We start from the raw sequence: 23953 nt of genomic DNA on the forward strand, positions 1-23953 counted from the left end.
TACAGTGGGTTTGTGCTACGCGCCTTTGCGGGCCAAGTGGATAATGGTAATGTTTTGATACCGTCCGTTTGAAAAAGCGGCTATCCACTCTGAAATGACATGCTTATCCGTCCGTCGTCTTGGATGGGAAGGTCAGAGGCAAAAGGTTGACGTCCGGACGCGGCGATGTCCGGACCAGCGGCTGAACCGGCTGAGATGTAACGAGGCGTAACGGAATGGCGAACAACAAGTACAACGAGTCGATCGAGGACAAGGCGTTCAAGGCATTGGACGAGGCGCTCCAGATCGATTTCAGCCAGCAGAAAGCGCCGTCTCGCAGCGGCAAAACGCCCGACGCCCCGGAGGCCAATGTGTCTGAGAACCCATCTGCGCGTAATCAGCAGGACCAGGACGACAGCCAGCGCCGCCGCGGCCGCTCAAAGGCTGCAGAGCCGCAGGCACCCCGCGCTCCGGCCTTTGCCCCGGCAAACGATGCCAATCGCAACACGCCCGCTTCGCTTCTGAAGTCGCTCGACGGCAGCTCGACGCGCGTCGCCGTGCGCAACGCCACCCTGTTTTCGCTGATCTGGATTGTCGGCGGCATCGGTCTGATGTCCCTGCTCTATTCGCCTCAGATCTGGCAGATCCGTTCCGTCGCCGATCTGGTCGGCCTGCCTGGCGTGATCGCCGGCATCGTCGGCATCATCGTGCCCGTACTGCTGTTCTACGCTTTCGCGATCATGATTTCGCGTGCCCAGGACATGCGCAATGCCGCCCGCTCCATGGCAGAAGTCGCCCTGCGCCTCTCCGAACCTGAGACGATCGCCTCCGAGCGCATCATGACCGTCGGTCAGGCCGTGCGCCGCGAAGTCTCCGCCATGAACGAAGGCATCGAGCGCACCATTGCGCGCGCCTCTGAGCTGGAAACCCTCGTTCATTCCGAGGTCAACGCGCTTGAGCGCAGCTACGCCGATAACGAACTGCGCGTGCGCGGCCTCGTCCACGAACTCGGCTCCGAACGCGAAGCGATCGTCAATCACGCCGAGCGCATTCGCAGCTCGATCGTCGGTGTTCACGACCAGCTGAAGGAAGACCTGTCGCTGGCGACGGAAGAAATCGCCGTCCGCCTCTCGACTTCAGGCGAAGCCTTCGCCTCGATGATCGACACGCGCGCCGCGACGCTGACCGAAAAGTCGGAAGCCGCCATCCAGTCGCTTGGCTCGCTGCTGGCCGCCAAGACCGATTCCCTGCTGCAGACCCTGACCTCGTCGGGCTTTGCGCTGGCCCATGAATTCGACACCCGCCTGGACACGTTGACATCCAGCCTCAGCGAACGCGGTGAGCACCTGCTCAGCCAGTTCGAGACGCGCGCTTCCACCATGGACAGCAGCGCCGAGAAGCTGAACGCGGCGCTCAACGACCGCGCCCGCCAGCTGAACGAAATCCTGATTGCCCGCACCCGCGAGATCAACGAGACGCTGACGGGCAGCGAACGTGAGATCACCGGCTCGCTGGATGGCGTGCTTGCCAAGCTTAACAGCGCTCTCGACGAGCGTGGCCAGAGCTTCCGCCAGAGCCTGCAGTCCAGCGCCGACGACGCGATCATGGATCTCGACCTGCGTTCGGGCTTCTTCGAAGAGCGCCTGCAGAGCACGGTCGCGCAGATGTCCACCGCTTTCGACGAGCGCGTCGCCGAATTCGCCACCGCCTTCGACAAACGCGCAGGTTCTCTCGACACCAAACTGATGGAAAGCCTTGCCCGCATCAACGAAACGCTGGCTGGCGGTTCGGAATCGCTGGATGGCATCCTGACCTCGAGCATCGAGCGTCTCGGCGCATCGCTGACCGACCAGTCCTTCGCGCTGGCAACGGCATTTGGCACCGGCCAGGAAGTTCTCGAAAGCTCGCTCGGCAGCAAGGTCGATGAGATTTCCGAAGCGCTGGCCGCCCGCACCAAGGAAATCAACCAGACGCTGAAGAGCGCCTCTGGTGAAGTCAACGAAGCGCTGGCAGCAGGCATGGCCGATTTCCACGGCAGCCTCGCAGGCCGCACCGGTGAATTCTCCGCAGCGCTGCAGGGCGCTACCGGCGAGATCACCAACGCGCTGGCCACCGGCACGTCCGAGCTGCATGCCGGCCTTGCCGACCGTACAGCAGCCCTGTCGTCTGCCCTCCACAACGCCACCGGCGAAATCTCGCTGGCACTGGCAGCGGGCACCTCGGAACTGCACAACAACCTTAAGGCCCGCTCGACCGAATTCCGCGACACGCTGCTGTCGACGACATCGGAACTGACGGCAGCGGTCTCCTCGGGCACCGAGCAGATCACCTCGGCCTTCGGCCGCGCCGACGACCTGAACACCGTCATCTCCGAGCGCGCCGCAGCGATCACCACGGCCCTCGATTCCGCCCATGAACGCATCGACAGCGCCATGGCCGAACGCGCCAACGCTCTGGAAAGCACGCTCTCCGGTCACCACGATCGTGTTGCCGACGCTCTCGACGAACGCACAATGGCTCTCGCCATCTCGCTCGACTCCGCTCAGGAGCGCTTTGAGAACACCATGTCCGAACGCAGCAATGCGCTCGTCGATGCCATGGCAGGTCATCATGACCGTCTGTCGGACTCGCTCGACGAGAAGACGATGGCAATGGCGATTTCGTTGGATGACAGCCAGAGCCGTTTCGACAGCGCCCTGGAAGCCCGCGCCAATGCCATGCTGGACACGGTTGCCGGCGCCGAAGCCCGCGTTGCCGGCGCCTTCGCCGACAAGTCGGAAGCCATCCGCAGCGCCTATATCGACAGCCAGGAACGCCTCGAACGCTCGCTGAGCGACCACGCGGCCGCCCTGCACTCTTCGCTGTCGAGCAACAGTGACCGTATCGAGACCGTCACCGGCGATGCAGCCGCGCGCCTGCAGACGCTGACCGGCGAAGCCGCCGATCGTATCGAGGCCGTTACCGGTGATGCCGCTGCCCGCATGCAGTCGCTGACGGGAGAAGCTGCCGATCGCATCGAAGCCGTCACCGGCGATGCTGCGCAGCGCCTGCGGACATTGACCGGCGAGGCCGCCGACCGCATCGAGGGTGGTCTGGCATCGGCGCATGACCGCATCCGCTCGACCCTCGAAGACCGCACTAACGCCATCAGCCTGGCGCTCGGCGAAGCCCATGCGCAGATCAGCGATACGCTGTCGGAGCAGGCAACGACGATCAGCGCCTCTGTCGCCGCCAGCGCCAGCATGCTGGAAATGTCGCTCGAAGATCACGAAGCTTCGCTGCGCCAGACCATCGACAACAGCGCACGCGCCCTCGACGAACGCCTGCGCGATGGCGCGGGCCAGATCGCCGGACGCTTCCAGGGAGCAGCCGACGAGATCTCGCGCTCGGCTGAAACCTTCTCCACCCATCTCGACCAGTCGGTCGGCAGCATGACGGAACGCTTCTCCGAAACCGGCTCGCGCGTCGAAGCCGGCCTCTCGGCGCTCGAAAACCGCATCCGCGATGGCGTCGGTGGTGTTGCCGAACAGGTCGATGCCGCCGGTACGCGCCTCTCGGAGACGCTCTCCGACAGCATCAACCAGCTCCGCGAACTCGGCGACGACGCCGCCCTGCGCGTCACCACCGTTCTCGAAAGCACCAGCGACACGCTGTCTGGCGCAATCGACGAGCGCACCGCCAATCTTGCAGCCACGCTCGATGAGCGCGCACGCAGCCTTTCCGCGTCGATCGATGCACAGGCCGCAGGTCTTACGTCGAGCCTCGACGGCCGCGCATCGCAGCTGACGTCGTCGATCGAAAGCAGCTCGGCCAGTCTGACCGCAGCCTTGGACGAGCGCACCGCGCGTCTTGCCTCCTCGCTTGACGATCGCACCAACCGCCTCGCCACCTCGCTCGATGAGCGCACGGCGACGCTTTCGTCGTCGATCGACGAGCGCACCGCCAATCTCGGCGACACCATGGACCGCGGCGGCGAACGTCTCGGCGAACGCCTGTCCACCATGGACCGGGCGCTGACCATGGGTCTCGAAGCCGTCAACCAGACGATCGAAGGCAAGGCTGCCGGCCTCGCCTCGACGCTGCGCAACGCCGTTGCCGATGCCGCCCAGGGCATGGATGCCGAAGCACAGCGCACCGCCGACCTGATGGGCCGCACTGGCCAGCAGTTCACGGAAACGCTTGACAACAAGACCGGCGAGTTCGCCCGCTCCATGGACGAGCGTTCCGAGCAGATCGTCGGCCGCGTTTCCGAGGCGCAGAACCGCCTCGCAGGCCAGGCCGCTGCGGTCGCCCAGACCTTCTCCGAAGCCGGCAACGCCATCGTCAACAAGGTTGCCGAAGCCGAGACGCTGGTCAGCGGCCAGGTCAACGCCATCTCGCAGGCTCTCTCCGAGGCACAGTCGTCGCTCGAGACCCGCGGCGACGCCATCCGCACGACGATCACCAGCGCCAGCGAAGGCATCGCCAGCACCATGTCGAATGTCGACCGTGCGCTCGAAGCCCGCAGCACAGCGATCCGCACCGGTCTGGAAGATCGTGCCCGCGAAATCGATGCATCGCTGACCGACGTCGAGAGGGCTCTCGAAGCCCGCGGCACCTCGATCCGCGCAACGCTCGACGAACGCACCCGCGAACTGAACTCGATGCTGGCCGGCCGCTCCTCCGAGCTGTCGCGCCTCATCGACGAGACCGCCCGCCCGATGATCGAGCGCTATGCCGAGACCGGCCACGAGGCCGCTGCCCGCATCGCCGCTGCCGCCGAGCAGAGCGCCGATCGCCTGCGTGCCGAAAATGCCGCTCTCGCCAACGCCATTGCCGCTCGCACGGAAAGCGCCTCGACGGCCGTCAACGCCATCGAGACCAGCCTGCTTGCCAACGTCAATTCGCTGATCGAGCGCCTCTCTGATAACAGCGCCTCGATGGCCCTGATGATGAACCGCGCCGCCCAGGATCTGACCGATGTCGACGGCCGCCTCGGCGACACGACTTCGCGCTTCACGGACTCGGCTGCCAAGGCTGCCGAAATGGTCTCCGCCTCCACCCGCCTTCTCGAAGGCAAGGTCGATCGCCTGTCGGATATCTCCGGCCAGACGCTCGCCCAGGTCGGCTCGATCATCGGCCGCTTCGACGAACACTCCAAGGTTCTGACGCAGGCCTCCGGTCTGCTGGGTGCCGCTCAGTCGAACCTCGTTTCGACGCTCGAAGAGCGCGAAGGCGCTCTCCAGAGCCTGTCGATCGGCCTCGTGCAGCGTTCGGAAGAAATCGAAAAGACGATGCGTGCGCTTGGCACCATGGTCGAAGGCGCCTTCGAGCGAGCCGAACAGCGTTCCAATCAGGTCAGCGGCAATCTGCGCCAGAGCGTGCAGTCCTCCTTCGCCGATATCGGCCGCGTGCTCTCCGACACCGAGAAGCGTGCCGAAGAAGCCGCCGAGGCCATGCGCAGCTCGATCGTCAAGGCTGGCGAAGAAGCCAATGCCACGATCGACGGCACCTTCGGCAATGCCGAACGCCGCTCCGCCGAACTGTCGAACCGCCTGCGCGGTGGCCTCACGGCCTCCCTCTCGGATGTCGAGCGCATGCTCGGCGAAGCAGGCCGCGCCTCGGATGGCGCTGCCCAGCAGCTGCGTGAATCGCTGCGCGAAGCCGTCGACGAGGCGGTTGCCCGCTTCTCGGGTGCGACGGAAGAAATCCGCCGCTCGGCTGGCGATATCCGCAAGGAACTCGACATGACCCGCAGCGAGCTGAAGCGCGGTGCCTTCGATCTTCCCGAGGAAGCCAAGGAAAGCGCTGCCGCCATGCGCCGTGCCGTCGCCGAACAGATCAAGGCGCTTCAGGATATCTCGCATATCGTCGGCCGCTCGGTGCAGCAGTTCGAAGTCTCCGAACCGGCTCCGCGTGCCGCACAGCCGGCACCGGCGCCCGCGCCTCGTCAGGCTCCGCCAGCACCTGCTCCGGCTCCTGTTGCGGCACCTGTTGTTGCTGCACAGCCGGCCCCTCAGCCTGTCGCAGCTCCGGCACCCCGTCCCCAGATCGAAGATGGCTTCGCACTTCGCGGCACCATCGCTCCGGCACCGGCGGCAGCGCCGCAGCGCGCTGCTCCCGTTGCGCCCGCACCCGTAGCCGCAACACCAGCGCGCCAGGAATCCGGTGGCTGGATCAGCGATCTGCTGCGTGGCGCCTCGCGTGACGAAGATGCCGAGGAAGCGCCTGCCCGTTCGGCAGCACCGCGCGCCGAAGCAGCCGCTCCGGCACAGCAGCGCGCCGCCGACAGCCGCAATCCGCGCCACGTCGTCGAGTCGCTCAACTCGCTCTCGGTCGATATCGCCCGCGCCATCGATCACGACGCCTCGGTCGATCTCTGGCGCCGTTACCAGCGTGGCGAGCGCGACGTCTTCACCCGCCGCCTCTATACGCTGAAGGGCCAACAGACCTTCGACGAGATCAAGCGCAAGTATGACCGCGAGCCGGAATTCCGCACCGCCGTCGATCGCTACATCGCCGACTTCGAAAAGCTGCTTGCCGACGTTGCCCGCAGCGACCGCGACCGGACGATCACCCAATCCTATCTGACGTCGGATACCGGCAAGGTCTACACCATGCTGGCCCACGCCGCGGGCCGCCTGACCTAACAGAAGAAAACCCGGACTTCGCTACACAAAGGGCCGCTTCACCAGCGGCCCTTTTTCATTCGGCATGAAGCGCCTCACGGCAAAGTGAGACAAACGGCCGCCGCAAATCCGGGCTTATAAGCAAGACACGCTTGTCATAATGCCGTAGATTTGCTCAATCCGGTGGTCAGACAACGTCACTCCGTCACGACCCTATTCAGGTTGCCAACGCGCTGCCGCCGTTTTTGAAGAGACCACATTCGATGCCAAAGACCATGCCGCTGCTTCTCTCCGCAGCGTTCTCCGCTTCCCTGTTCCTCGGCCTCTCCTCCACATCCTCGGCCGGACAGGCGAGTTTCCTGATCGACGCGCAGACGGGCCAGGTGCTGGCAAGCGCCAATCAGGACGAGCTGAACTATCCGGCGTCTCTGACCAAGATGATGACGCTCTACCTGGCATTCGAAGCCATGCATGCCGGCCGCCTCGGCTGGGATCAGAAGCTCACCATGTCCGAGAATGCCGAGAGCAAGGAGCCCTTCAAGCTCGCCGTCGGCGCCGGCCGCAAGGTTACCGTCCGCGAAGCCGTCGAGGGCATCATCGTTCTCTCCGCGAATGATGCGGCTGTGGCGATCGCCGAACAGCTCGGCGGTTCGGAAGATGCCTTCGGCAAGCTGATGACCGCCAAGGCGCACCAGCTCGGCATGACCAACACCACCTTCAAGAACCCGTCCGGCCTGCCCGATCCGGAACAGATGACGACGGCGCGCGACATGGCGACGCTCGGCGCCGCGCTGATCCGCGACTATCCGGAAGAGTTCAAGATGTTCTCCATGCGCGGCTTCCAGTTCCGCGGCATGAAGCTGCGCGGCCACAACAACGTCATGTATCGCTACCAGGGCGCCGATGGCATCAAGACCGGCTACACGGATGCATCCGGCTATAACGTCGTGACCTCGGTCAACAAGGACGGCCGCCACGTCGTCGGCGTTGTCATGGGCGAAAAGACCGCAGCGATCCGCGACGACAAGATGGCCGCCATGCTGGACGCTGCATTGATCGGCGCTCCCGTCGCGGCGACAGCCTCGGCCGATCCGGCGGCAGCCACCGCCGCCGTTCCCGAGAACTGATCGCTACGCCGGCTGCTTCACATCGGCAGCCGCGAAATGTGCGAGCTGGTCCGCATGGGCCTTCGCAAAAGCCGGCCGCGCCGTCGCGCGCTTGACATAGGCGCGGCAGGCCGGAAAGGCCGACAGCCCGTCGAAACGATCGACGAGGCGCAGCACATCCGCCATCAGGATATCGGCGACGGAAAACTGCCCGGCCAGCCATTCGCGCGCGGCAAGCACCGGCTCCATATGCTTCAGTCTGGCCTTCAGGAAGGAATCCAGGCTTTTCCAGGCCGGCGTATCGCCGTCCTGCCCGGAGAAGATCATGATCGTCCAGGGCAGGCTTGCCGCCTCGACGGAATTGAGCGCCGCAAACAGCCATTCCAGCGCCTCACTGCGGCCCTTCGCGTCACCTGGCATCAGCGCTTCGCTCTTGCTGTCGAGATGCAGCAGGATCGCGCCGCTTTCGAAGATCGAGAGATCGCCATCGGTCAGCCACGGCACCTGGCCGAATGGCTGATGCGCGAAATGCTGCGCATCGCGCTTTGCAAAGGGTATGCCCGCGACGCGGTAAGGCAATCCCGCCTCCTCCAGCGCCCAGCGTACGCGGATATCGCGCACATAGCCGCGCGGCAGATCGGGAACCCAATCGAAAGTGGTGAGGACGAGGCCGGTCATTCTCTGTCTCCTTGCTATATCCTTAGCAAAGGACGTCCCGGCACTTCATGTTCCGACACCGGCAGGTGATTTTTCTCGCTCGCCCGCCGGTCTCCGGTATCAGATCGACTGCAGCGTCCAGTCGACGATCTCGGTTGTTACTGCCGAGAAGGACCGGTCGAGCGACTTAATCATGCCCTCGGCTGCACCTCCAGCCGGAGCAGCAGCCCGGAACACCTTCTGGGCGCGCACCGTGCCGTTGCGATCGTTGAGGATCTTCGCAGAGATCTCGACCACCGCCTGGCTGCCCTTGCTGCTATCGATCTCGAAGGCGCGGATATCTGTCACGACCTGATAGTCGATCGCCAGTCCCTGGCCGGGCTTGCCGACACCACCGAACTTGCCGGAGTTTTCATAGGCCTCGACCAGCTTCGACTGCACCATGCGGGGCAGCTTGTCGCTCCATTGCGAGCGGGCCAGATACTGGATCTCAGACGGTGATACGCGAACGACGATCTGCTCGCTGTTCAGCGCTGCCAGCGCCGTTGGCTCCGGCACAAGGATCTGGCTGCGCTTGGCGGCCGGACCGGCACCGCTGCCGGCGGCCGCCGACAGATCGTAGGTGTCGTTCTTGGCGCCCGTGCCGCAACCGGCAAGGGTCAGCGCCACCAGCGGCAGCGTCAAGGCTGCTCTCGCCAGCAATGAACGGCGCGCCAACAGATGCGATACGGCCATATTATGCTTCCCCTGCTTTTCTCATATCGAAATCAACGGCGCGAGCGGCCGTCGGTCTGTTTGACCGTATCGCCACCGAAGATCAGGCGCTGCGGGTTTCTGTCGAAATTGCTGATCGCGTCGTTGAGGTTCTGCACCGTGTTGCGCGTATCGTTGACCAGCGACTGCACGTCGCGCAGCCCGCCGCTCGAGAACTTCTGCAGATTGTCGGCGATCGGCCCGATACGGGCGTTCAGATTGTCGGCAACCTTCTTGAAGGATTCCAACGTGTCGCGCGCTTCGGCAAACAGCGACTGCGAATTGTCGGTGCCGAGCAGCGCGTCGAGCTTGATCAGGATGCCGTCGACGCGCGTCGAAGCCGAGTTCAGCTTGTTCGCCATCTGCGAGACGTCCTGGATCGTCTGGTTGATGTCCTTCTGATGCGACGAGACGGTATTGGCCACATCGCGGATTGAGGCGACGGCAACGCGTGCGTCCTTGGTCGCCTGCGAGATATCGTCGACCGAGCCCTTCAGTTTCTGCGGGTCGATTTGCGCCACCAGCGTATCGACCCGATCAAGTGCCGACTGCGCCTTCTTGCCGACATCGTTGAAGGTCGTTGCCGTCTGGTCGAACTTGTCGATCGCGCCCTTCAGACCGCCAGAGGCATCGGCAATGTCCTTGCTGACCTTCTCGGCATTGGCAAGGATCGTATCGATCTTCTTTGCATCGACGGCCTTCACCAGCGCCTCGACGGCAGCCAGTGTCGAATCCACCTTGCCGGAAACGTTGCGAACGGTCTCGGAAAGCTGACCCACACTCTGCAGGAAGCTGTCGATATTGCCGGAATTCTTGGCAAGCGCATCGGAGAAGGTCTCGGCATTCTGCAACGTCTTGGTCAGCGGCCCGCGCGCATCCTGCACGAAGCCCTGAACCTGGCCGACGGCGTCATTGGCGCGGTCGAGGATCTTGTCGGCAGTGGCGAGCAGGTTGGTCACGCTCGACTGGTCGGCGACGATCACCGCCCGCTTGCCTGAATCGATCGACTTCTGGAGAATGTTCTCTTCACCCACCTTGCCGCCCGACATTTCGATATAGGCAGCACCGGTCAGACCCTGGATTTCAAGGATCGCCTTGGTGGACGGGTAGATCGGCGCATCGACGCGCACCTCGGTGAAGGCCAGTGAATATTGCGGATCGTCGGCATCGATCGACAGCGACTTCACCGAGCCGACCTGAATACCGTTGAAGCGCACCGGCGAACCGACGCTGAGACCGTTTGCCGACCCCGGAATACGCACGACAAGCTCGGCCATCGGGCCGCTGCGGCCATATTCCGCCATCCAGTAGACGAAGCCGAACGCCGCTGCGATCACCAGAACGGTGAAGATGCCGACAATCGTATAGTTCGCTTTGGTTTCCATCGTCTCCGGTCACTTCCCGCGGCTGTCGTGACTGCCCGCGCGCGAGGCGCCGGCGGTCTCTTCCTGCGGCACGATCGAGCGTGCGCGCTTGCCCTTGAAATAGGACTGAACCCACGGATCATCGTAGGCCAGCATATCGTCGATCGTCCCTTCCACCATTACCCGCTTCTTTCCAAGCACGGCAATACGGTCGCAGACGGAAAACAGGCTGTCGAGGTCGTGGGTCACCATGTAGACGGTGAGACCCAGCGTATCGCGCAGCCTGGCAATGAGATCGTCGAATTCGGCGGCACCGATCGGATCGAGACCCGATGTCGGCTCGTCGAGAAAAACGAGGTCCGGATCGAGCGCCAAGGCGCGGGCAAGCGCCGCGCGCTTGATCATGCCACCAGAGAGTTCGGACGGATATTTGTCGGCAGCGTCAGCCGCCAGACCCACCAGCTTGATCTTCAGATGCGCCAGCTCGTCCATCAATGACTTCGGCAGATCCAGATATTCGCGCATCGGAACCTGGATGTTTTCCTTGACGGTCAGCGACGAGAACAGCGCGCCCTGCTGGAAGAGAACGCCGAGCCGCATGTCGAGCGAATTGCGCTCGCTCTCGTTCAGCTCGTCGAAATTCTGCCCGAGGATCTCGATCGAGCCGGAACGGCGCGGCAAGAGACGCAGGATCGTGCGCATCAGCACCGACTTGCCGGTACCGGAGGCGCCGACGAAGCCGAGGATCTCGCCGCGGTAGATATCGAGGTTCAGCTTGTCGAGGACGATCTTCGAGCCGAATCCGACCGTGACATCGCGCGCCGAAAGCACGATGTCACGCTCCTTTTCTCCGCCCGTTTCCGTCTGTTGCTCGTTCACGCTCAAACCCTAGAAATTGATGGCCGCATAGAAGATGGCGAAAAGCCCGTCCATGAGGATGACAACGAAAATCGCCTTAACGACCGCAGCCGTCACATGCTGGCCCAGCGATTCGGCACTGCCGCCGACCTTAAGCCCTTCGACAGCGGCGACAATGCCGATAACCAGCGCCATGAACGGCGCCTTGATCATCCCGGCAAGCACGGTGGACAGCGTCACCGCCTCGTGGAGGCGCGACGTGAAGGTCGCGAAGGTGATGCCGGAATAGGCCCAGGCAACGGTCGCGGCACCAAGAAGCGATGCGAAATTGGCGAGCACGGTCAGCAGCGGCAGTGCAACAGTCAGCGCCACCAGACGCGGAAAGATCAGCACGCCGACCGGATTGAGGCCCATGACCTTCAGCGCATCAACCTCTTCGCGCATCTTCATCGAGCCGATTTCAGCAGTGATCGCGCTGCCCGAGCGGCCGGCGATCATGATCGCCGTCAGGAGCACGCCGATTTCACGAAGCTGCAGAATGCCGACGAGATCGACGACGAAGACCTCGGCGCCGAAATAGCGAAGCTGGAAGGCGCCCTGCTGCGCGATGATCGCGCCGATCAGGAACGACATCAGCAGGATGATCGGCACGGCCCGAACGCCCATGTGGTCGATCTGGTTGACGATCGAGGCCGGCGAAACGCCGCTACCGCGGCCGAACTTCATCTGCGCGCCGCGCACCGCGGAACCGAGAATATACATCGCTGCCGCAAAATTATCCCACAGATCGTAGGCCATCTTGCCGATAGGCGCAAAAATCCTCTCAGCGAGCGATCGCTTCTTCGCGGGCTCGGCTTCCTGCTTTTCCGGCCGCTGCGAGAATTCCTCGATCATCTCGTTGATGTGCTGATTGGTGCCCTCGAAATGCACCTGGCGGCCGGCGGCCTCCTCTTCGAGCTTCAGCCGCACCAGCAGCCAGACACCGGCAGTATCGATATCGGTGACATCGGAAAGATCGAGCGTCAGGTCGCCGTTACCGCGAGACAGCGCTTCGAAATCCTTGAGAACGGTGTGGATGTTGCCGCTGCGCCAATTGCCTTCGAGACGCACCAATCGCCCGGAGCCGTTGGCTTGGTCGTCCACGTGGAGTGAGGCGGCTTTGCTGGGCTCGGGCTTCAAAATGCTTGTGTCTTTCAGGGCTTGCAGCGACATTGCCGACTCGCGAACATCTCGCGCGCCCGGCGGGTTAATATACTCAAGCCCCGCAGAATTTCCATGCTTTCAGGATTGCAAATATGCCACGGTCCCTCGAAATCCAAATGAATTCATTCCCGATCGCGGGCACTTTCACGATATCGCGCGGCGCAAAGACCTCCGCGGAGGTGATCAGCGTCACGCTGAGGGAAAATGGCAGAATCGGTTGGGGCGAATGCGTGCCCTATCGGCGCTATGGCGAGACGATGGAAAGTGTCGAGGCACAGATCGAAGCGGCACGGCCGCTGATCGAGGCCGGTATTTCAAGAGATGACCTGCAGTTGGCGATGGCGCCCGGTGCTGCCCGCAACGCCGTCGATTGCGCCCTTTGGGATCTGGAGGCCAAGCTGACCGGTGCCACCGTCGCCGCCACGATAGGCCTTGCGGCGGCAAGGCCGCTGACGACTGCGTATACGATATCGCTCGGCGAGCCCGAGGTGATGGCGGCACAGGCGCGGGAACATGCCGGACGGGCACTGTTGAAAGTGAAAGTCGGCACCGGCGATGACGAAAGCCGTATCCGCGCCGTTCGCGCCGCCGCCCCCAGCTCGGCTATCATTCTCGATGCCAATGAGGGCTGGCCGGAGGCGACACTCGAACATCACCTACGGATCTCCGCCGAAATGAACATCGCACTCGTCGAGCAGCCGCTACCGGCCGGCAAGGACGAAATGCTCGCGGTGATCAGGCGGCCTGTCATCGTCTGCGCCGACGAGAGCGTTCATCACACCGGCGATCTCGCCAGCCTCCGCGACCGCTACGACGCGATCAACATCAAGCTCGACAAGACAGGCGGTCTCACGGAGGCACTGGCGATGAAGCGCGAGGCGCAGCGGCTGGGCTTCCAGATCATGCTCGGCTGCATGGTCGGCACATCGCTCGCCATGGCGCCGGCGGTGCTGCTGGCGCAGGATGCCGAATTCGTCGATCTCGACGGACCTTTGCTGCTCGCCAGGGATCGTGAGCCCGGCCTGCGCTACGAGGCTTCCCTCGTCTTCCCGCCGGACAAAGAGCTCTGGGGCTGAAGGTAATAGCCGACGAACACCAGCGCCATGCCGATGGCCGCGACGAGCGCCATGACGTAGTAGCTGGCGAGGCCGAGCCAGGCATACAGATAGCCTGAAGCGAGCGTCATCAGGCCCAGGAACATGCCGTTGTAGAAGAAATAGGCGCCCTGCGCCGAGGATTCCTGCGTCGCCTGCACCGAAGCCACGATCCGCCGCTGCACGCCCGTATGAACGAAGGCGTAGGTGCAGGAATGGAAACATTGCAGGAAGAAGAAGCCGGCGAAGTCCCAATGCATCGGGAACAGGATCCAGCGGCAGATGCACATGGCGCAGCCGAAGCGGATCAGCGTCCAGGCATTGAAGCGGCGGCTGAGATGCTTCGAGACGAAAAACACCAGCACCTCGGAGGCCACGCCGGCACTCCAGAGAATACCGACCTGCGTGCCGGTAAAGCCGAGCTGATGCCAATAGATCGATGCGAAGGCATAAAGCAGCGCGTGGCTGGACTGCTGGATCGCCACGCCCCAGAGCAGCACCAGCAGATGCGGCTGACGCAGCGAGCTGCCCGTTGCCTGCTGCAGATCGACGGGCGTATTGCGCCGCCGCGTCGGTCCGATACGCGGACAATAGATCGCCATCGCCATGGTCATCGCAAAGCCAAAGATCATGACCGGCAGCACCATATCGCCGCCCCACAGGCCGATCATCTCGCCACCGATCATCGTCGAGACGATGAAGGCGATCGATCCCCAGACGCGCATCGATCCGTAATCCAGCCCCCAGCGCCGGACGCCCGAAATGACGATTGATTCGACGATCGGCACATAGGGCGCAAAGGTGGCGCCCTGGACGCTGTAGACGATCAGCACCGGCCAGAAGCTCGTCGTCCAGTAAAGCGCGATCGCGGTCAACAGCGACAGTCCGCCAGACCATAGGAGCACATCGGCGCGCTCCTTCATCCGGTCGGCATACATCGCCACAACCGGCGCCACGAGGACGCGTACGACCATCGGCACGGCAAGGATGACGCCGATCTCATGATCGGTGAATTTGTGAACCGCAAGCCAGACAGGGAAGAATGGAAGCGCGACGCCGTTGACGATCAGCGGGGCGCAGTAAGACAGGGCGCTGAGCAGCCGGAAACGCGGCGGAGCCCCCTCATCGACAGAGGCATTCTGGGCGGGAATCATGGTGGACCTGCAGGAAACTGTGCGCTGCCTAACACATCAACCTAGGGGCGACTATGGCGAGAAATAGCCCATTTGAAACGTTTTAAAAAATAAATAGGGCCGTTGCCCGGAGGCAACGGCTAAATGTCTTGCAATATGGCCGTTTGAAAATCAGGCAGCCTGCGGCGCGCGCTCGGGCTGGTGCGTCAGCTTCAAAGTCACCGGCTCGCTGCTGGCGATCGCATTCCAGGTGATCAGTTCGAAAGTGCCGTCCTCATGCTCGGCAATCGCCGTGCAGCTTTCGACCCAGTCGCCGGTATTGATATAGCGCACGCCGTCCATCTCCTCGATGACGGCATGGTGGATATGGCCGCAGATGACGCCATCGGCACCGCACTTGCGGGCCTCGTCGGCGACGACGCGCTGGAACTCGCCGATGAAGTTGACGGCATGCTTGACCTGCAGCTTGGCCCAGGCCGAGAACGACCAGTAAGGCATGCCCATGCGGCGGCGGATGGCGGCCAGAACGATATTGATGCGGATCGCCATGTCATAGGCCCAGTCGCCGAGATAGGCGAGCAGGCGGGCATTGCGGACGACGACGTCGAATTCGTCGCCATGCAGCACCAGATATTTCTTGCCGTCGGCGCCCTCGTGCATCATTCGCTCGGCCACTTCGATGCCGCCGAAATGCATGCCGGGGAAGTCGCGGAGGAATTCGTCGTGATTACCGGGAATGTAGACGACGCGCGTACCCTTGCGCGCCTGGCGCAGCAGTTTCTGGATGACGTCGTTGCAGACCTGCGGCCAGTACCAGCTGCGCTTCAGGCGCCAGCCATCGACGATATCGCCGACGAGGACGATCGTGTCTGCCTCGTGGTGGCGCAGAAAGTCGATCAGGAAGTCGGCCTTGGCAGCCTTGGAACCGAGATGCACATCGGAAATGAAGAGCGTACGGAAGTGTCGCGTATCCATGTAATCCATCACAGGCATCCTGCCCGTGCCCCATCGTTCATCTGGCCTTCCAAAATCAGACTCGTGTTTCAGGAAGATGACAGCGCGGTTGTTTGACGCATGCCCCGGGCATGAGAGTTTTCCGCTTTCAACCTCAAATTCCCGCTGTCCCGCCGCACCGATTGTTGTATGGAGAAGGCTTCAAACGACATGACTGCGGTATTGGAGAAGGCAATGGATAATCAGGACAAATCCAAGACGGAGAAGAACCTGACAGGTGGAACTCTTGACGAACAGGCGCTGTTCTTCCACCGCTATCCCCGCCCCGGCAAACTCGAAATTCAGGCGACCAAGCCGCTTGGCAACCAGCGCGATCTGGCGCTCGCCTATTCGCCCGGTGTCGCCGCGCCGTGTCTCGCGATCCGTGACGATCCGGAGACGGCCGCCGACTATACCTCGCGCGCCAATCTGGTCGCCGTCATCTCCAACGGAACCGCCGTTCTCGGCCTCGGCAATATCGGCCCTCTCGCCTCCAAGCCGGTGATGGAAGGCAAGGCCGTTCTCTTCAAGAAATTCGCCAATATCGACGTCTTCGATATCGAGGTCGATGCCTCGACCGTCGAGCAGATGGTCTCGACCGTCGCCTCGCTTGAGCCAACCTTCGGCGGCATCAACCTCGAAGACATCAAGGCGCCGGAATGCTTCGAGATCGAACAGCAGCTGCGCGCAAAGATGCGCATTCCCGTCTTCCATGACGACCAGCACGGCACCGCGATCATCGTCGCCGCCGCCATCCTTAACGGCCTGGAACTGGCCGGCAAGTCGATCAGCAACGTCAAGATCGTCACGTCTGGCGCCGGTGCTGCTGCACTCGCCTGTCTCAATCTGCTCGTCGAACTCGGCGCGAAGCGCGAAAACATCTGGGTCCATGACATCGAAGGCCTCGTCTACGAGGACCGCAACGTGCTGATGGACCAATGGAAAGCCGTCTATGCGCAGAAGAGCGATACCCGCACGCTCGCCGAAAACATCGGCGGCGCCGATGTGTTCCTCGGCCTCTCCGCTGCCGGCGTCCTGAAGCCGGAACTGCTCGAGCAGATGGCCGAAAAGCCGCTGATCATGGCGCTCGCCAACCCGACGCCGGAGATCATGCCGGAACTCGCCCGTGCCGCCCGGCCGGACGCGATGATCTGCACCGGACGCTCGGACTTCCCGAACCAGGTCAACAACGTTCTCTGCTTCCCCTTCATCTTCCGCGGCGCGCTGGATTGCGGCGCCGAGGAGATCAACGAAGCGATGAAGATGGCAGCCGTCCGCGCCATCGCCGGCCTCGCCCGCGAAGAGCCGTCCGATGTCGCCGCCCGCGCCTATTCCGGCGAAACCCCGATCTTCGGACCGAACTACCTCATCCCCTCGCCCTTCGATCCGCGCCTGATCCTGCGCATCGCGCCTGCTGTCGCGAAGGCAGCGGCCGAGAGCGGCGTTGCACGCCGTCCGATCACCGATTTCGACGCCTATCTCGACCAGCTGAACCGCTTCGTCTTCCGCTCCGGCTTCATCATGAAGCCGATCTTTACGGCCGCCAAGGCTGCCGAAAAGAAGCGGGTGATCTTCTCCGAAGGTGAAGACGAACGCGTACTCCGCGCTGCCCAGGTGTTGATCGAAGAAGGCATTGCCGAACCGATCCTGATCGGCCGTCCGCAGGTCATCGAGACCCGCCTGCAACGCTACGGCCTGCGCATCCGCCCGCTCTCCGACTTCGCCGTCATCAATCCGGAAGACGATCCGCGTTTCCGCGAATATGTCGATCTCTATCTGTCGCTCGTCGGCCGCCGGGGCGTCATCCCGGAAGCGGCCCGCACGATCGTGCGTACCAACACCACCGTCATCGGTGCGCTGGCGCTGCGCCGCGGCGAAGCAGACGCGCTGATCTGCGGCCTCGAAGGCCGTTACGAGAAGCACCTGCGCGACGTTCGCCAGATCATCGGCAAGCGCAAGGATGTCCGCGATTTTTCAGCGCTCAGCCTGCTGATCTCGCAGCGTGGCGCCACCTTCTTCACCGACACCTACGTGACATTCAATCCGAGCGCCGAGGAAGTGGCTGAATCCGCCGTTCTGGCTGCCGAGGAAATCAAGCGCTTCGGCATCACGCCGCGCGCCGCCCTCGTCTCGCATTCCAACTTCGGCTCGCGCGAAAGCGAAAGCGCCACGAAGATGCGCGGTGCCCTGCAGCTGATCCGTGACGCCGCGCCCGATCTCGAGGTCGATGGTGAAATGCATGGCGAGAGCGCAATCGCCGACGAAATCCGCAAGCGCGTCATGCCCTCCACCACGCTGCACGGCGAAGCCAACCTGCTGGTCTTCCCGAACCTCGATGCGGCCAACATCACGCTCGGCGTCGTCAAGTCGATGACCGACGGCCTGCATGTCGGCCCGATCCTGCTCGGCACGGCGCTCCCGGCACACATCCTGGCACCGTCGGTGACCTCGCGCGGCGTCGTCAATATGGCGGCTCTCGCCGTGGTCGAGGCCCAGCAGCCGGCGTGATTTGCCGTAGATCGGAAAAATGCGTTAGAATTCCTTCGTTAGCTTGTTAACGGAAGGCAGTTAGACAGAACGGATGCGGCAAATGCTCTGCCGCTTCCGGTTTACTATGCTGCGGGATGATACCGTGAAACGCCGAAGCCTGACCCTTGCTCTCTTTCTCGCTGCTGCCGCGCCCGCCGCGGCGCAGACCAGCGCGATCTGCGAAGATCTGCGCGGACGCCTTGCCGACCTGCCGCAGGTGATCGGTAACGGCCCGGAGATCCGCCAATATGCAAGCGCCATAGCCGAGCAGAACCTCGAGCTCCGCAAGCTTCGCAACGACCTGCGCAGCAACGGCTGCAGTGTCGACAGCATGGTCGTCATCGGCGGCGAGAACGACCGCTACTGCAGCGACCTGCAGGAATCGGAATCGCGGATGATCGACAACATCCACTACCTCCAAGACCGCCGCAATCAACTGCGGGAGGCTGGCGGCAGCGGTGTCAACGAACGCCGCGAACTGATGGCCGCCCTCGACGATAACGGCTGCAACGACGATCCGGGCTATCAGCCGGACGAGCGCGCCTATGTCCCAGCGCCAAGCACCGAAGAACAGGCGATGCGCGGCGATACCTTCATTCCGCTCGGCAACGGCGAGGAAGGCAACACCCAATATGGCGTGCCGCGCGGCGAGATGATGTCGCATGTCAGCACCATGTGCGTGCGCAGCTGCGACGGCGGCTTCTTCCCGATCAGCACCAATGCGACCTCGATCGATTTCAGCCGCGACGCCTCGACCTGCTCGAAAATGTGCCCGGGCATCGAGACCGAGCTTTTCTATCAGGACGTCTCCAACACCGACGCGGACAACATGATCTCGGCCGCGACCGGCGCGCGCTACAGCGCCATGCCAAACGCCTTCGCCTACAAGAACCGGGCGCCCGGCGAGAAATCCTCCTGCAGCTGCAATCTGACCGCCTATTACGAACAGATGCGCAAGAACCAGACGGTCAGCGCGCCGCCGCCGAAGGGCTCGATCACGACAATCACCACCAAGCCGCCGACAACTGCAGCCCCCGCACCGGCTGCGCCGCAGGCACAGGTACCCGACCGCCCCTACGAGCCCGGCAACAGCAAGGTCCGCCAGGTAGGCCCGCAATTTCTCGCAGGCGACCAGGGCAGTATCGACCTGAAGAACCCGGCGACGTCAGGTCCGCAGCCGCAACAGCAGCAGCAGAATTAGCGCTTGCCCCAACCATCGCGGAAGATCAGCTCGTCGAGCGGCAGCCGCTGCCGCCAGCCTTTGACGGCCAGCTCCGGCTCGCCGTAGAGCGCATCGACATAGCCGACGCAAAGCCAGGCGACGATCTCGACATGCTCGGGCACGCCGAGAATGTCCTTGAGTTCGCTCTCATGGAAAATGCTGACCCAACCGACGCCGATGCCTTCGGCCCGTGCCGCGAGCCAGAGGTTCTGCACCGCACAGACGGTTGAATAGCTATCCATCCGCGGATTATGCGTGCGCCCCAGCACGACGTCACCGCTGCGTGACGGATCGCAGGTGATGCAGATGCCGAGCGGCGCCTTGAGGATGCCCTCCAGCTTCAGGGAACGGTATGTCGCCTGCCGCTCACCGTCGAACATCCCGGCCGCGTCGCGGTTCGCCCTGTCGAAGGCGTTCCAGACGCGCTGACGCACACCGGCATCTTCGACAACGATAAAATTCCAGGGCTGCATGAAGCCGACCGAGGGCGCGTGATGCGCGGCTTCGAGCAGCCGCCTCAGCACATCCGGAGGCACAGTATCGGGCAGAAACTGGTCGCGCACATCGCGCCGGGTCATGATCGCCCGGTAGACGGCGTCGCGCTCGTCAGCGGAAAAGGCGGACGCGCCTTCAAGCGCATCCTTGTTCATGGGCCGCATCGTCAAATCCCCAACAACGCAACCGCCCCGCCGTCCGCGCGGGATCAGTCTATGATGCCAGGCCGGTCTTCTGACTTGGCGTCATCCGCCCGCCGCGGCCTTCCCGGTGTCAACCAGTGGCATGATGCGGCAGGCGTCGGCCTTACAGCGTTGGGCACGTTCCGGGCTTGCACCGGATTCCCGATTCTCCCGCGGCAAGCGGGCACCTGACCCATGCCTCTTGCCCGCTTTTCAGAGAAGCTTCAAGTAGCCGGGAAATACCGGACATAGGCAAACTCATCACCATCGGGTGACCAGCAGGGAACATTGATCGTGCCCTGCCCGCCGAACAGCTCGAACAGCGTCGTCAGATTGCCGCCGTCCATATCCATCAACCGCAGCCGCACATGCAGATCGCGCGGATGATCGAAGACGTCAGGGTCGTAGGAAAGCAGCAGCACCTTGTCGTTGGTAGGCGCCGGATGGGCAAACCAGTTGCCGTAATTGTCATGCGTGACCTGCTCCAAACCGGTCCCATCGGGATGAATGCGCCAAATCTGCATCAGCCCGGTACGGCTGGAATTGAAATAGATCCACTGGCCGTCGAAGGAATAGTCAGGCCCGTCATTGCGCCCCTCGCCATGCGTCAGCCGCCGCTCGGCGCCGCCATCGACGGAAATCGTGTAGATATCGAAGAGATCGCCGCGAATGCCGCAATAGGCGAGTTCCTTCCCGTCGGGCGACCAGCCATGCCAGTAGGACGGCAGGTTTTCGGTGATCTGCTTTGGCGCGCCGCCTTCCGACGGTAGCGTATAGATGCAGGATTTGCCATGCTCGGTCTTGTCGGAAATCACATAGTGGCGGCCATCAGGCGAGATGCCATGGTCGTTGTTACAGGCCGTGGCAAAGCCGGTATCGACTTGCTGCAGGCCGCCCTTGCCATCCGGTGACAAGCGATAGAGAAGGCCATCACCGTTCAGCAGCAGGTAGCGGCCATCGGGCGAGAAATTCGGCGCCTCGATCAGCTGCTCCGTCTGGAACACGACCCGGCTCTGACCGGTGCGGATATTGTAGATCTCGACCGAACTGCGCATCCATGCCTCCCGCATTTGCTGCGGCCCGGCGCTTAGCCGTTCCGCTTCATTCTGATTTGCATGCGGTTTGTGCCATGCATCTGCGTTTCGATAAAGGCGCATCGCTTCAAAAGCGAGCTGAGGTTCGGAGCGCCGAAATGCTGCGCCTTGAACTCCGGATAGACCTGCCGCAACAGCGTCCCGAGTTCAGCGATATCGAGCCAGCCTTCGCCCTGCAGCTTGGCCGCCTGCAGCGCCTGGGTGATATAGGGCCGGATATTTGGAGAGGGCTGCAGCGCAATCACCTTCGGCAACGCAAAGGCGGGATTCGCCTCACCGGCATTGAGCTCGAAGAAATCATCGAAGGACTGGCGCAACAGCACCGATGCGTTGGGTGCACCCAGTCCGATCGCCTGCTTGCCGCGCATGCGGATACGCATCGCCAGATGGCCGACATCGCGGTCGCTGCTGGCAATGCAGAAAAGATCGGTCGCCGAACCGGCCAGATATTCCATTGCATCGATGGCAAGCAGGATATCCGCGCCGTTCTTGCCGGAATGCGAGCTGACAGCCGTCTGCAGGCTGAGTGCCTGACGTCCGGCCTCCGCAATCCACGGCTGCGCCGCCTCTTTCGTGAAGTCGCCGTAAGCCCGGCGCTCGATGAGGCGTCCATATCCGCCGGCGATGCTGATGATCTCTCCCGCACAGCGCGCCGGCAGGTTTTCCGTATCGATGAAGACGGCGACCTTGGTTTCCCGCATGCTCAAACCTCCCGCGTTTCCAAAGCATAGAAACGCGAGAAGAGACTGCCGTCAGCAGCTTTCGGTTGATCGGGTTAACGATCGCTAACCACGATCCCTAAAACGGTTGGTGATCGGATAGCGGCGGTCGCGGCCGAAATTCTTCTTGGTGATCTTCACGCCGGGCGCCGACTGGCGGCGCTTGTACTCAGCGAGATAGAGCAGATGCTCGATCCGGTGCACGGTCGCGACATCGTGGCCGCGCGCGACGATCTCGTCGACGCCCATTTCCTTTTCGACGAGGCATTCGAGAATGTCGTCGAGAACGGGATAAGGCGGCAGCGAATCCTGGTCGGTCTGATCGGGGCGCAGTTCGGCAGAGGGCGCCTTGTCGATGATGTTCTGCGGGATAACCACGCCTGAAGGTCCAAGCGCATCCGGCGGCACATGCGCATTGCGCCAGCGCGAGATCGCATAGACCTGCATCTTGTAGAGGTCCTTGATCGGATTGAAGCCGCCGTTCATGTCGCCGTAAAGCGTCGCATAGCCGACCGACATTTCCGACTTGTTGCCCGTGGTCACCACCATCGAGCCGAACTTGTTAGAAATCGCCATCAGGATCGTGCCGCGGGCGCGGCTCTGCAGGTTTTCTTCGGTGATACCGCTATCGGTGCCTTCGAAGAGGTCCGATAGCGCCGAGGTGAAGCCCGTCACCGGCGCCTCGATCGGCACGATGTCGTAGCGGCAGCCGAGCGCCTTGGCGCATTCGGCAGCGTCCTTCAGCGAATCCTCGGACGTGTAGCGGTAGGGCAGCATGACGGTGCGGACCCGCTCCTCGCCCAGCGCATCGACGGCGATTGCCGCACAGATCGCCGAGTCGATGCCGCCGGAGAGGCCAAGCACGACATTCTTGAAGCCGTTCTTGTTGACGTAGTCGCGGAAGCCGAGCAGGCAGGCGCGGTAATCGGCCTCCTCCTTCTCCGGAATATGCGACATCGGCCCTTCGCTGCAACGCCAGCCGTTGTCGCCGCGCTTCCAGGTGGTGACGGCAAGCGCCGGTTCGAACTGGCTCATCTGGAAGGCCAGCGACTTGTCGCCGTTGAAGGCAAAGCTCGCACCGTCGAAGACCAGTTCGTCCTGGCCGCCGAGCTGGTTGGCGAAGATCAGCGGCAGGCCTGTTTCGATCACCTGACGCAACGCCACCTGATGGCGCACATCCACCTTGCCGCGGTAATAGGGTGAACCATTCGGCACCAGCAGGATTTCGGCGCCGCTTTCGGCCAGCGTCTCGCAGACGCCGAGATCGTTCCAGATCTCCTCGCAAATCGGCACGCCGATCCTGACACCGCGGAAATTCACCGGCCCCGGCATCGAGCCTTCGGCAAAGACGCGCTTCTCATCGAACTCGCCGTAATTCGGCAGATCGATCTTGTCCCGGAACACCAGGATCTTGCCGCCATCGAGCACCGCGACGGAATTGTGCCGCCCTGTCTCGCCCTGCCGCGGGAAGCCGACGATCAGGCCCGGTCCGCCATCCGCGGTATCGGCTGCGAGGTCCTCGATAGCCTTGAGGCAAGCCTTCAGGAATGCCGGTTTCAGCACCAGATCCTCGGGCGGATAGCCGGAAATGAACAGCTCGGTCAGAAGCAGCAAATCCGCGCCCTGACGGGCCGCATCGGCGCGTGCCTCGCGGGCTTTGGCAAGATTTCCAGCAACATCGCCAACCGTTGGGTTGAGCTGGCCGACGGCAATCCGGAGCGTGTTCAAGGGAGCGTTTTCCTGTGTCATGTCATCTATTTAGCGCGCGCGCGTCCGCCCCGCAACGTGTCCTGCCATGAAAAGCCGCCGGGTCTGCTCAGACGAAAATTCAAATCTTCGGGAAAAGCAAGGAAACATTAACGGTTCATCTAGCGTTCATGGCGGGCATGTGACAGTTCGGTGAAGGTTTTATGACGCCGGGATGACGGCGGGAATGACATTGGAGTCCGCCCTTGATCGCGTTG

The 23953-nt window shown here is 62.8% G+C and carries 16 protein-coding genes and 1 riboswitch; of the genes, 5 read left to right on the forward strand and 11 right to left on the reverse strand.

The window, feature by feature from the left end; translation table 11 throughout:
* The first annotated feature begins 215 nt into the window (after positions 1 to 215).
* Together J2X43_RS27435 and J2X43_RS27440 are read left to right on the forward strand one after the other, a co-directional pair.
* Positions 216 to 6608: a hypothetical protein gene (locus J2X43_RS27435; RefSeq protein ID WP_310300113.1), complete on the forward strand. Its 6393-nt coding sequence runs from the start codon at positions 216 to 218 to the stop codon at positions 6606 to 6608.
* Positions 6609 to 6850: 242 nt separating this feature from the next.
* Entirely contained in the window at positions 6851 to 7714 is an 864-nt protein-coding gene (locus J2X43_RS27440) for a D-alanyl-D-alanine carboxypeptidase family protein (protein ID WP_310300115.1), read from the forward strand.
* Between the two features lie 3 nt (positions 7715 to 7717).
* On the opposite strand, the gene J2X43_RS27445 is transcribed toward J2X43_RS27440, so the two are convergent.
* The 5 genes from J2X43_RS27445 to J2X43_RS27465 all read right to left on the reverse strand — a co-directional run bounded on the left by J2X43_RS27445 (position 7718) and on the right by J2X43_RS27465 (position 12537).
* Positions 7718 to 8371 carry a glutathione S-transferase family protein gene (locus J2X43_RS27445; RefSeq protein WP_310300118.1) on the reverse strand — a complete coding sequence of 218 codons (654 nt, stop codon included), beginning with the start codon at positions 8369 to 8371 and terminating at the stop codon, positions 7718 to 7720.
* A 99-nt stretch (positions 8372 to 8470) separates the two neighbouring features.
* Positions 8471 to 9085, reverse strand: coding sequence for an ABC-type transport auxiliary lipoprotein family protein (locus J2X43_RS27450; RefSeq protein ID WP_310300122.1), 615 nt, complete (start codon positions 9083 to 9085; stop codon positions 8471 to 8473).
* A 32-nt stretch (positions 9086 to 9117) separates the two neighbouring features.
* The gene (locus J2X43_RS27455) at positions 9118 to 10488 is read right to left on the reverse strand and encodes an MlaD family protein (protein WP_112387216.1); all 1371 of its coding nucleotides are present in this window, start codon (positions 10486 to 10488) and stop codon (positions 9118 to 9120) included.
* Positions 10489 to 10497: 9 nt separating this feature from the next.
* The gene (locus J2X43_RS27460) at positions 10498 to 11346 is read right to left on the reverse strand and encodes an ABC transporter ATP-binding protein (RefSeq protein WP_112387477.1); all 849 of its coding nucleotides are present in this window, start codon (positions 11344 to 11346) and stop codon (positions 10498 to 10500) included.
* 9 nt (positions 11347 to 11355) lie between these two features.
* Positions 11356 to 12537, reverse strand: a complete 1182-nt coding sequence (locus J2X43_RS27465; protein ID WP_405049649.1) for an ABC transporter permease — start codon at positions 12535 to 12537, stop codon at positions 11356 to 11358.
* An 83-nt stretch (positions 12538 to 12620) separates the two neighbouring features.
* Between J2X43_RS27465 and dgcA the strand changes: the two genes are divergently transcribed.
* Positions 12621 to 13604: an N-acetyl-D-Glu racemase DgcA gene (gene dgcA / locus J2X43_RS27470; RefSeq protein WP_310300128.1), complete on the forward strand. Its 984-nt coding sequence runs from the start codon at positions 12621 to 12623 to the stop codon at positions 13602 to 13604.
* On the opposite strand, the gene J2X43_RS27475 is transcribed toward dgcA, so the two are convergent.
* Together J2X43_RS27475 and J2X43_RS27480 are read right to left on the reverse strand one after the other, a co-directional pair.
* On the reverse strand, positions 13556 to 14776 hold the full coding sequence (locus J2X43_RS27475; RefSeq protein WP_310300131.1) for an MFS transporter: 1221 nt from the start codon (positions 14774 to 14776) through the stop codon (positions 13556 to 13558). The genes dgcA and J2X43_RS27475 overlap by 49 nt on opposite strands.
* Before the next feature lie 150 nt (positions 14777 to 14926).
* Positions 14927 to 15730 (reverse strand): UDP-2,3-diacylglucosamine diphosphatase, encoded by an 804-nt coding sequence (locus tag J2X43_RS27480; protein WP_112387475.1) that lies wholly within the window; start codon positions 15728 to 15730, stop codon positions 14927 to 14929.
* A 213-nt stretch (positions 15731 to 15943) separates the two neighbouring features.
* On the opposite strand from J2X43_RS27480, the gene J2X43_RS27485 reads away from it, so the two are divergent.
* Together J2X43_RS27485 and J2X43_RS27490 are read left to right on the forward strand one after the other, a co-directional pair.
* Positions 15944 to 18256, forward strand: coding sequence for an NADP-dependent malic enzyme (locus tag J2X43_RS27485; protein ID WP_112539269.1), 2313 nt, complete (start codon positions 15944 to 15946; stop codon positions 18254 to 18256).
* 124 nt (positions 18257 to 18380) lie between these two features.
* Positions 18381 to 19478 carry a DUF2865 domain-containing protein gene (locus J2X43_RS27490; RefSeq protein ID WP_310300137.1) on the forward strand — a complete coding sequence of 366 codons (1098 nt, stop codon included), beginning with the start codon at positions 18381 to 18383 and terminating at the stop codon, positions 19476 to 19478.
* Here the strand turns inward: J2X43_RS27490 and bluB are convergent.
* The 4 genes from bluB to J2X43_RS27510 form a co-directional block, all read right to left on the reverse strand.
* Complete coding sequence (bluB, locus tag J2X43_RS27495; RefSeq protein WP_310300140.1) at positions 19475 to 20158, reverse strand: 5,6-dimethylbenzimidazole synthase; 684 nt, start codon at positions 20156 to 20158, stop codon at positions 19475 to 19477. The genes J2X43_RS27490 and bluB overlap by 4 nt on opposite strands.
* A gap of 42 nt (positions 20159 to 20200) precedes the next feature.
* A riboswitch (cobalamin riboswitch) is annotated at positions 20201 to 20383 on the reverse strand.
* 17 nt (positions 20384 to 20400) lie between these two features.
* Positions 20401 to 21231 carry a hypothetical protein gene (locus tag J2X43_RS27500; RefSeq protein ID WP_310300143.1) on the reverse strand — a complete coding sequence of 277 codons (831 nt, stop codon included), beginning with the start codon at positions 21229 to 21231 and terminating at the stop codon, positions 20401 to 20403.
* 32 nt (positions 21232 to 21263) lie between these two features.
* Entirely contained in the window at positions 21264 to 21971 is a 708-nt protein-coding gene (locus tag J2X43_RS27505; protein WP_310300146.1) for an NYN domain-containing protein, read from the reverse strand.
* Between the two features lie 84 nt (positions 21972 to 22055).
* The gene (locus J2X43_RS27510; RefSeq protein WP_112387209.1) at positions 22056 to 23738 is read right to left on the reverse strand and encodes an NAD+ synthase; all 1683 of its coding nucleotides are present in this window, start codon (positions 23736 to 23738) and stop codon (positions 22056 to 22058) included.
* Positions 23739 to 23953: the final 215 nt, after the last annotated feature.

The sequence above is a fragment of the Rhizobium sp. BE258 genome (genome assembly GCF_031457345.1).
Taxonomy (GTDB): domain Bacteria; phylum Pseudomonadota; class Alphaproteobacteria; order Rhizobiales; family Rhizobiaceae; genus Rhizobium.

What these genes read in the sequence shown, in the direction of transcription:
- J2X43_RS27510 (WP_112387209.1), bottom strand. Translation starts at nt 23,738, where the DNA reads ATGACACAGGAAAACGCTCCCTTGAACACGCTCCGGATTGCCGTCGGC.
- J2X43_RS27445 (WP_310300118.1), bottom strand. Translation starts at nt 8,371, where the DNA reads ATGACCGGCCTCGTCCTCACCACTTTCGATTGGGTTCCCGATCTGCCG.
- J2X43_RS27465 (WP_405049649.1), bottom strand. Translation starts at nt 12,537, where the DNA reads ATGTCGCTGCAAGCCCTGAAAGACACAAGCATTTTGAAGCCCGAGCCC.
- J2X43_RS27450 (WP_310300122.1), bottom strand. Translation starts at nt 9,085, where the DNA reads ATGGCCGTATCGCATCTGTTGGCGCGCCGTTCATTGCTGGCGAGAGCA.
- J2X43_RS27480 (WP_112387475.1), bottom strand. Translation starts at nt 15,730, where the DNA reads ATGGATACGCGACACTTCCGTACGCTCTTCATTTCCGATGTGCATCTC.
- bluB (WP_310300140.1), bottom strand. Translation starts at nt 20,158, where the DNA reads ATGCGGCCCATGAACAAGGATGCGCTTGAAGGCGCGTCCGCCTTTTCC.
- J2X43_RS27475 (WP_310300131.1), bottom strand. Translation starts at nt 14,776, where the DNA reads ATGATTCCCGCCCAGAATGCCTCTGTCGATGAGGGGGCTCCGCCGCGT.
- J2X43_RS27505 (WP_310300146.1), bottom strand. Translation starts at nt 21,971, where the DNA reads ATGCGGGAAACCAAGGTCGCCGTCTTCATCGATACGGAAAACCTGCCG.
- J2X43_RS27440 (WP_310300115.1), top strand. Translation starts at nt 6,851, where the DNA reads ATGCCAAAGACCATGCCGCTGCTTCTCTCCGCAGCGTTCTCCGCTTCC.
- J2X43_RS27435 (WP_310300113.1), top strand. Translation starts at nt 216, where the DNA reads ATGGCGAACAACAAGTACAACGAGTCGATCGAGGACAAGGCGTTCAAG.
- J2X43_RS27500 (WP_310300143.1), bottom strand. Translation starts at nt 21,231, where the DNA reads ATGCGCAGTTCGGTCGAGATCTACAATATCCGCACCGGTCAGAGCCGG.
- dgcA (WP_310300128.1), top strand. Translation starts at nt 12,621, where the DNA reads ATGCCACGGTCCCTCGAAATCCAAATGAATTCATTCCCGATCGCGGGC.
- J2X43_RS27455 (WP_112387216.1), bottom strand. Translation starts at nt 10,488, where the DNA reads ATGGAAACCAAAGCGAACTATACGATTGTCGGCATCTTCACCGTTCTG.
- J2X43_RS27485 (WP_112539269.1), top strand. Translation starts at nt 15,944, where the DNA reads ATGGATAATCAGGACAAATCCAAGACGGAGAAGAACCTGACAGGTGGA.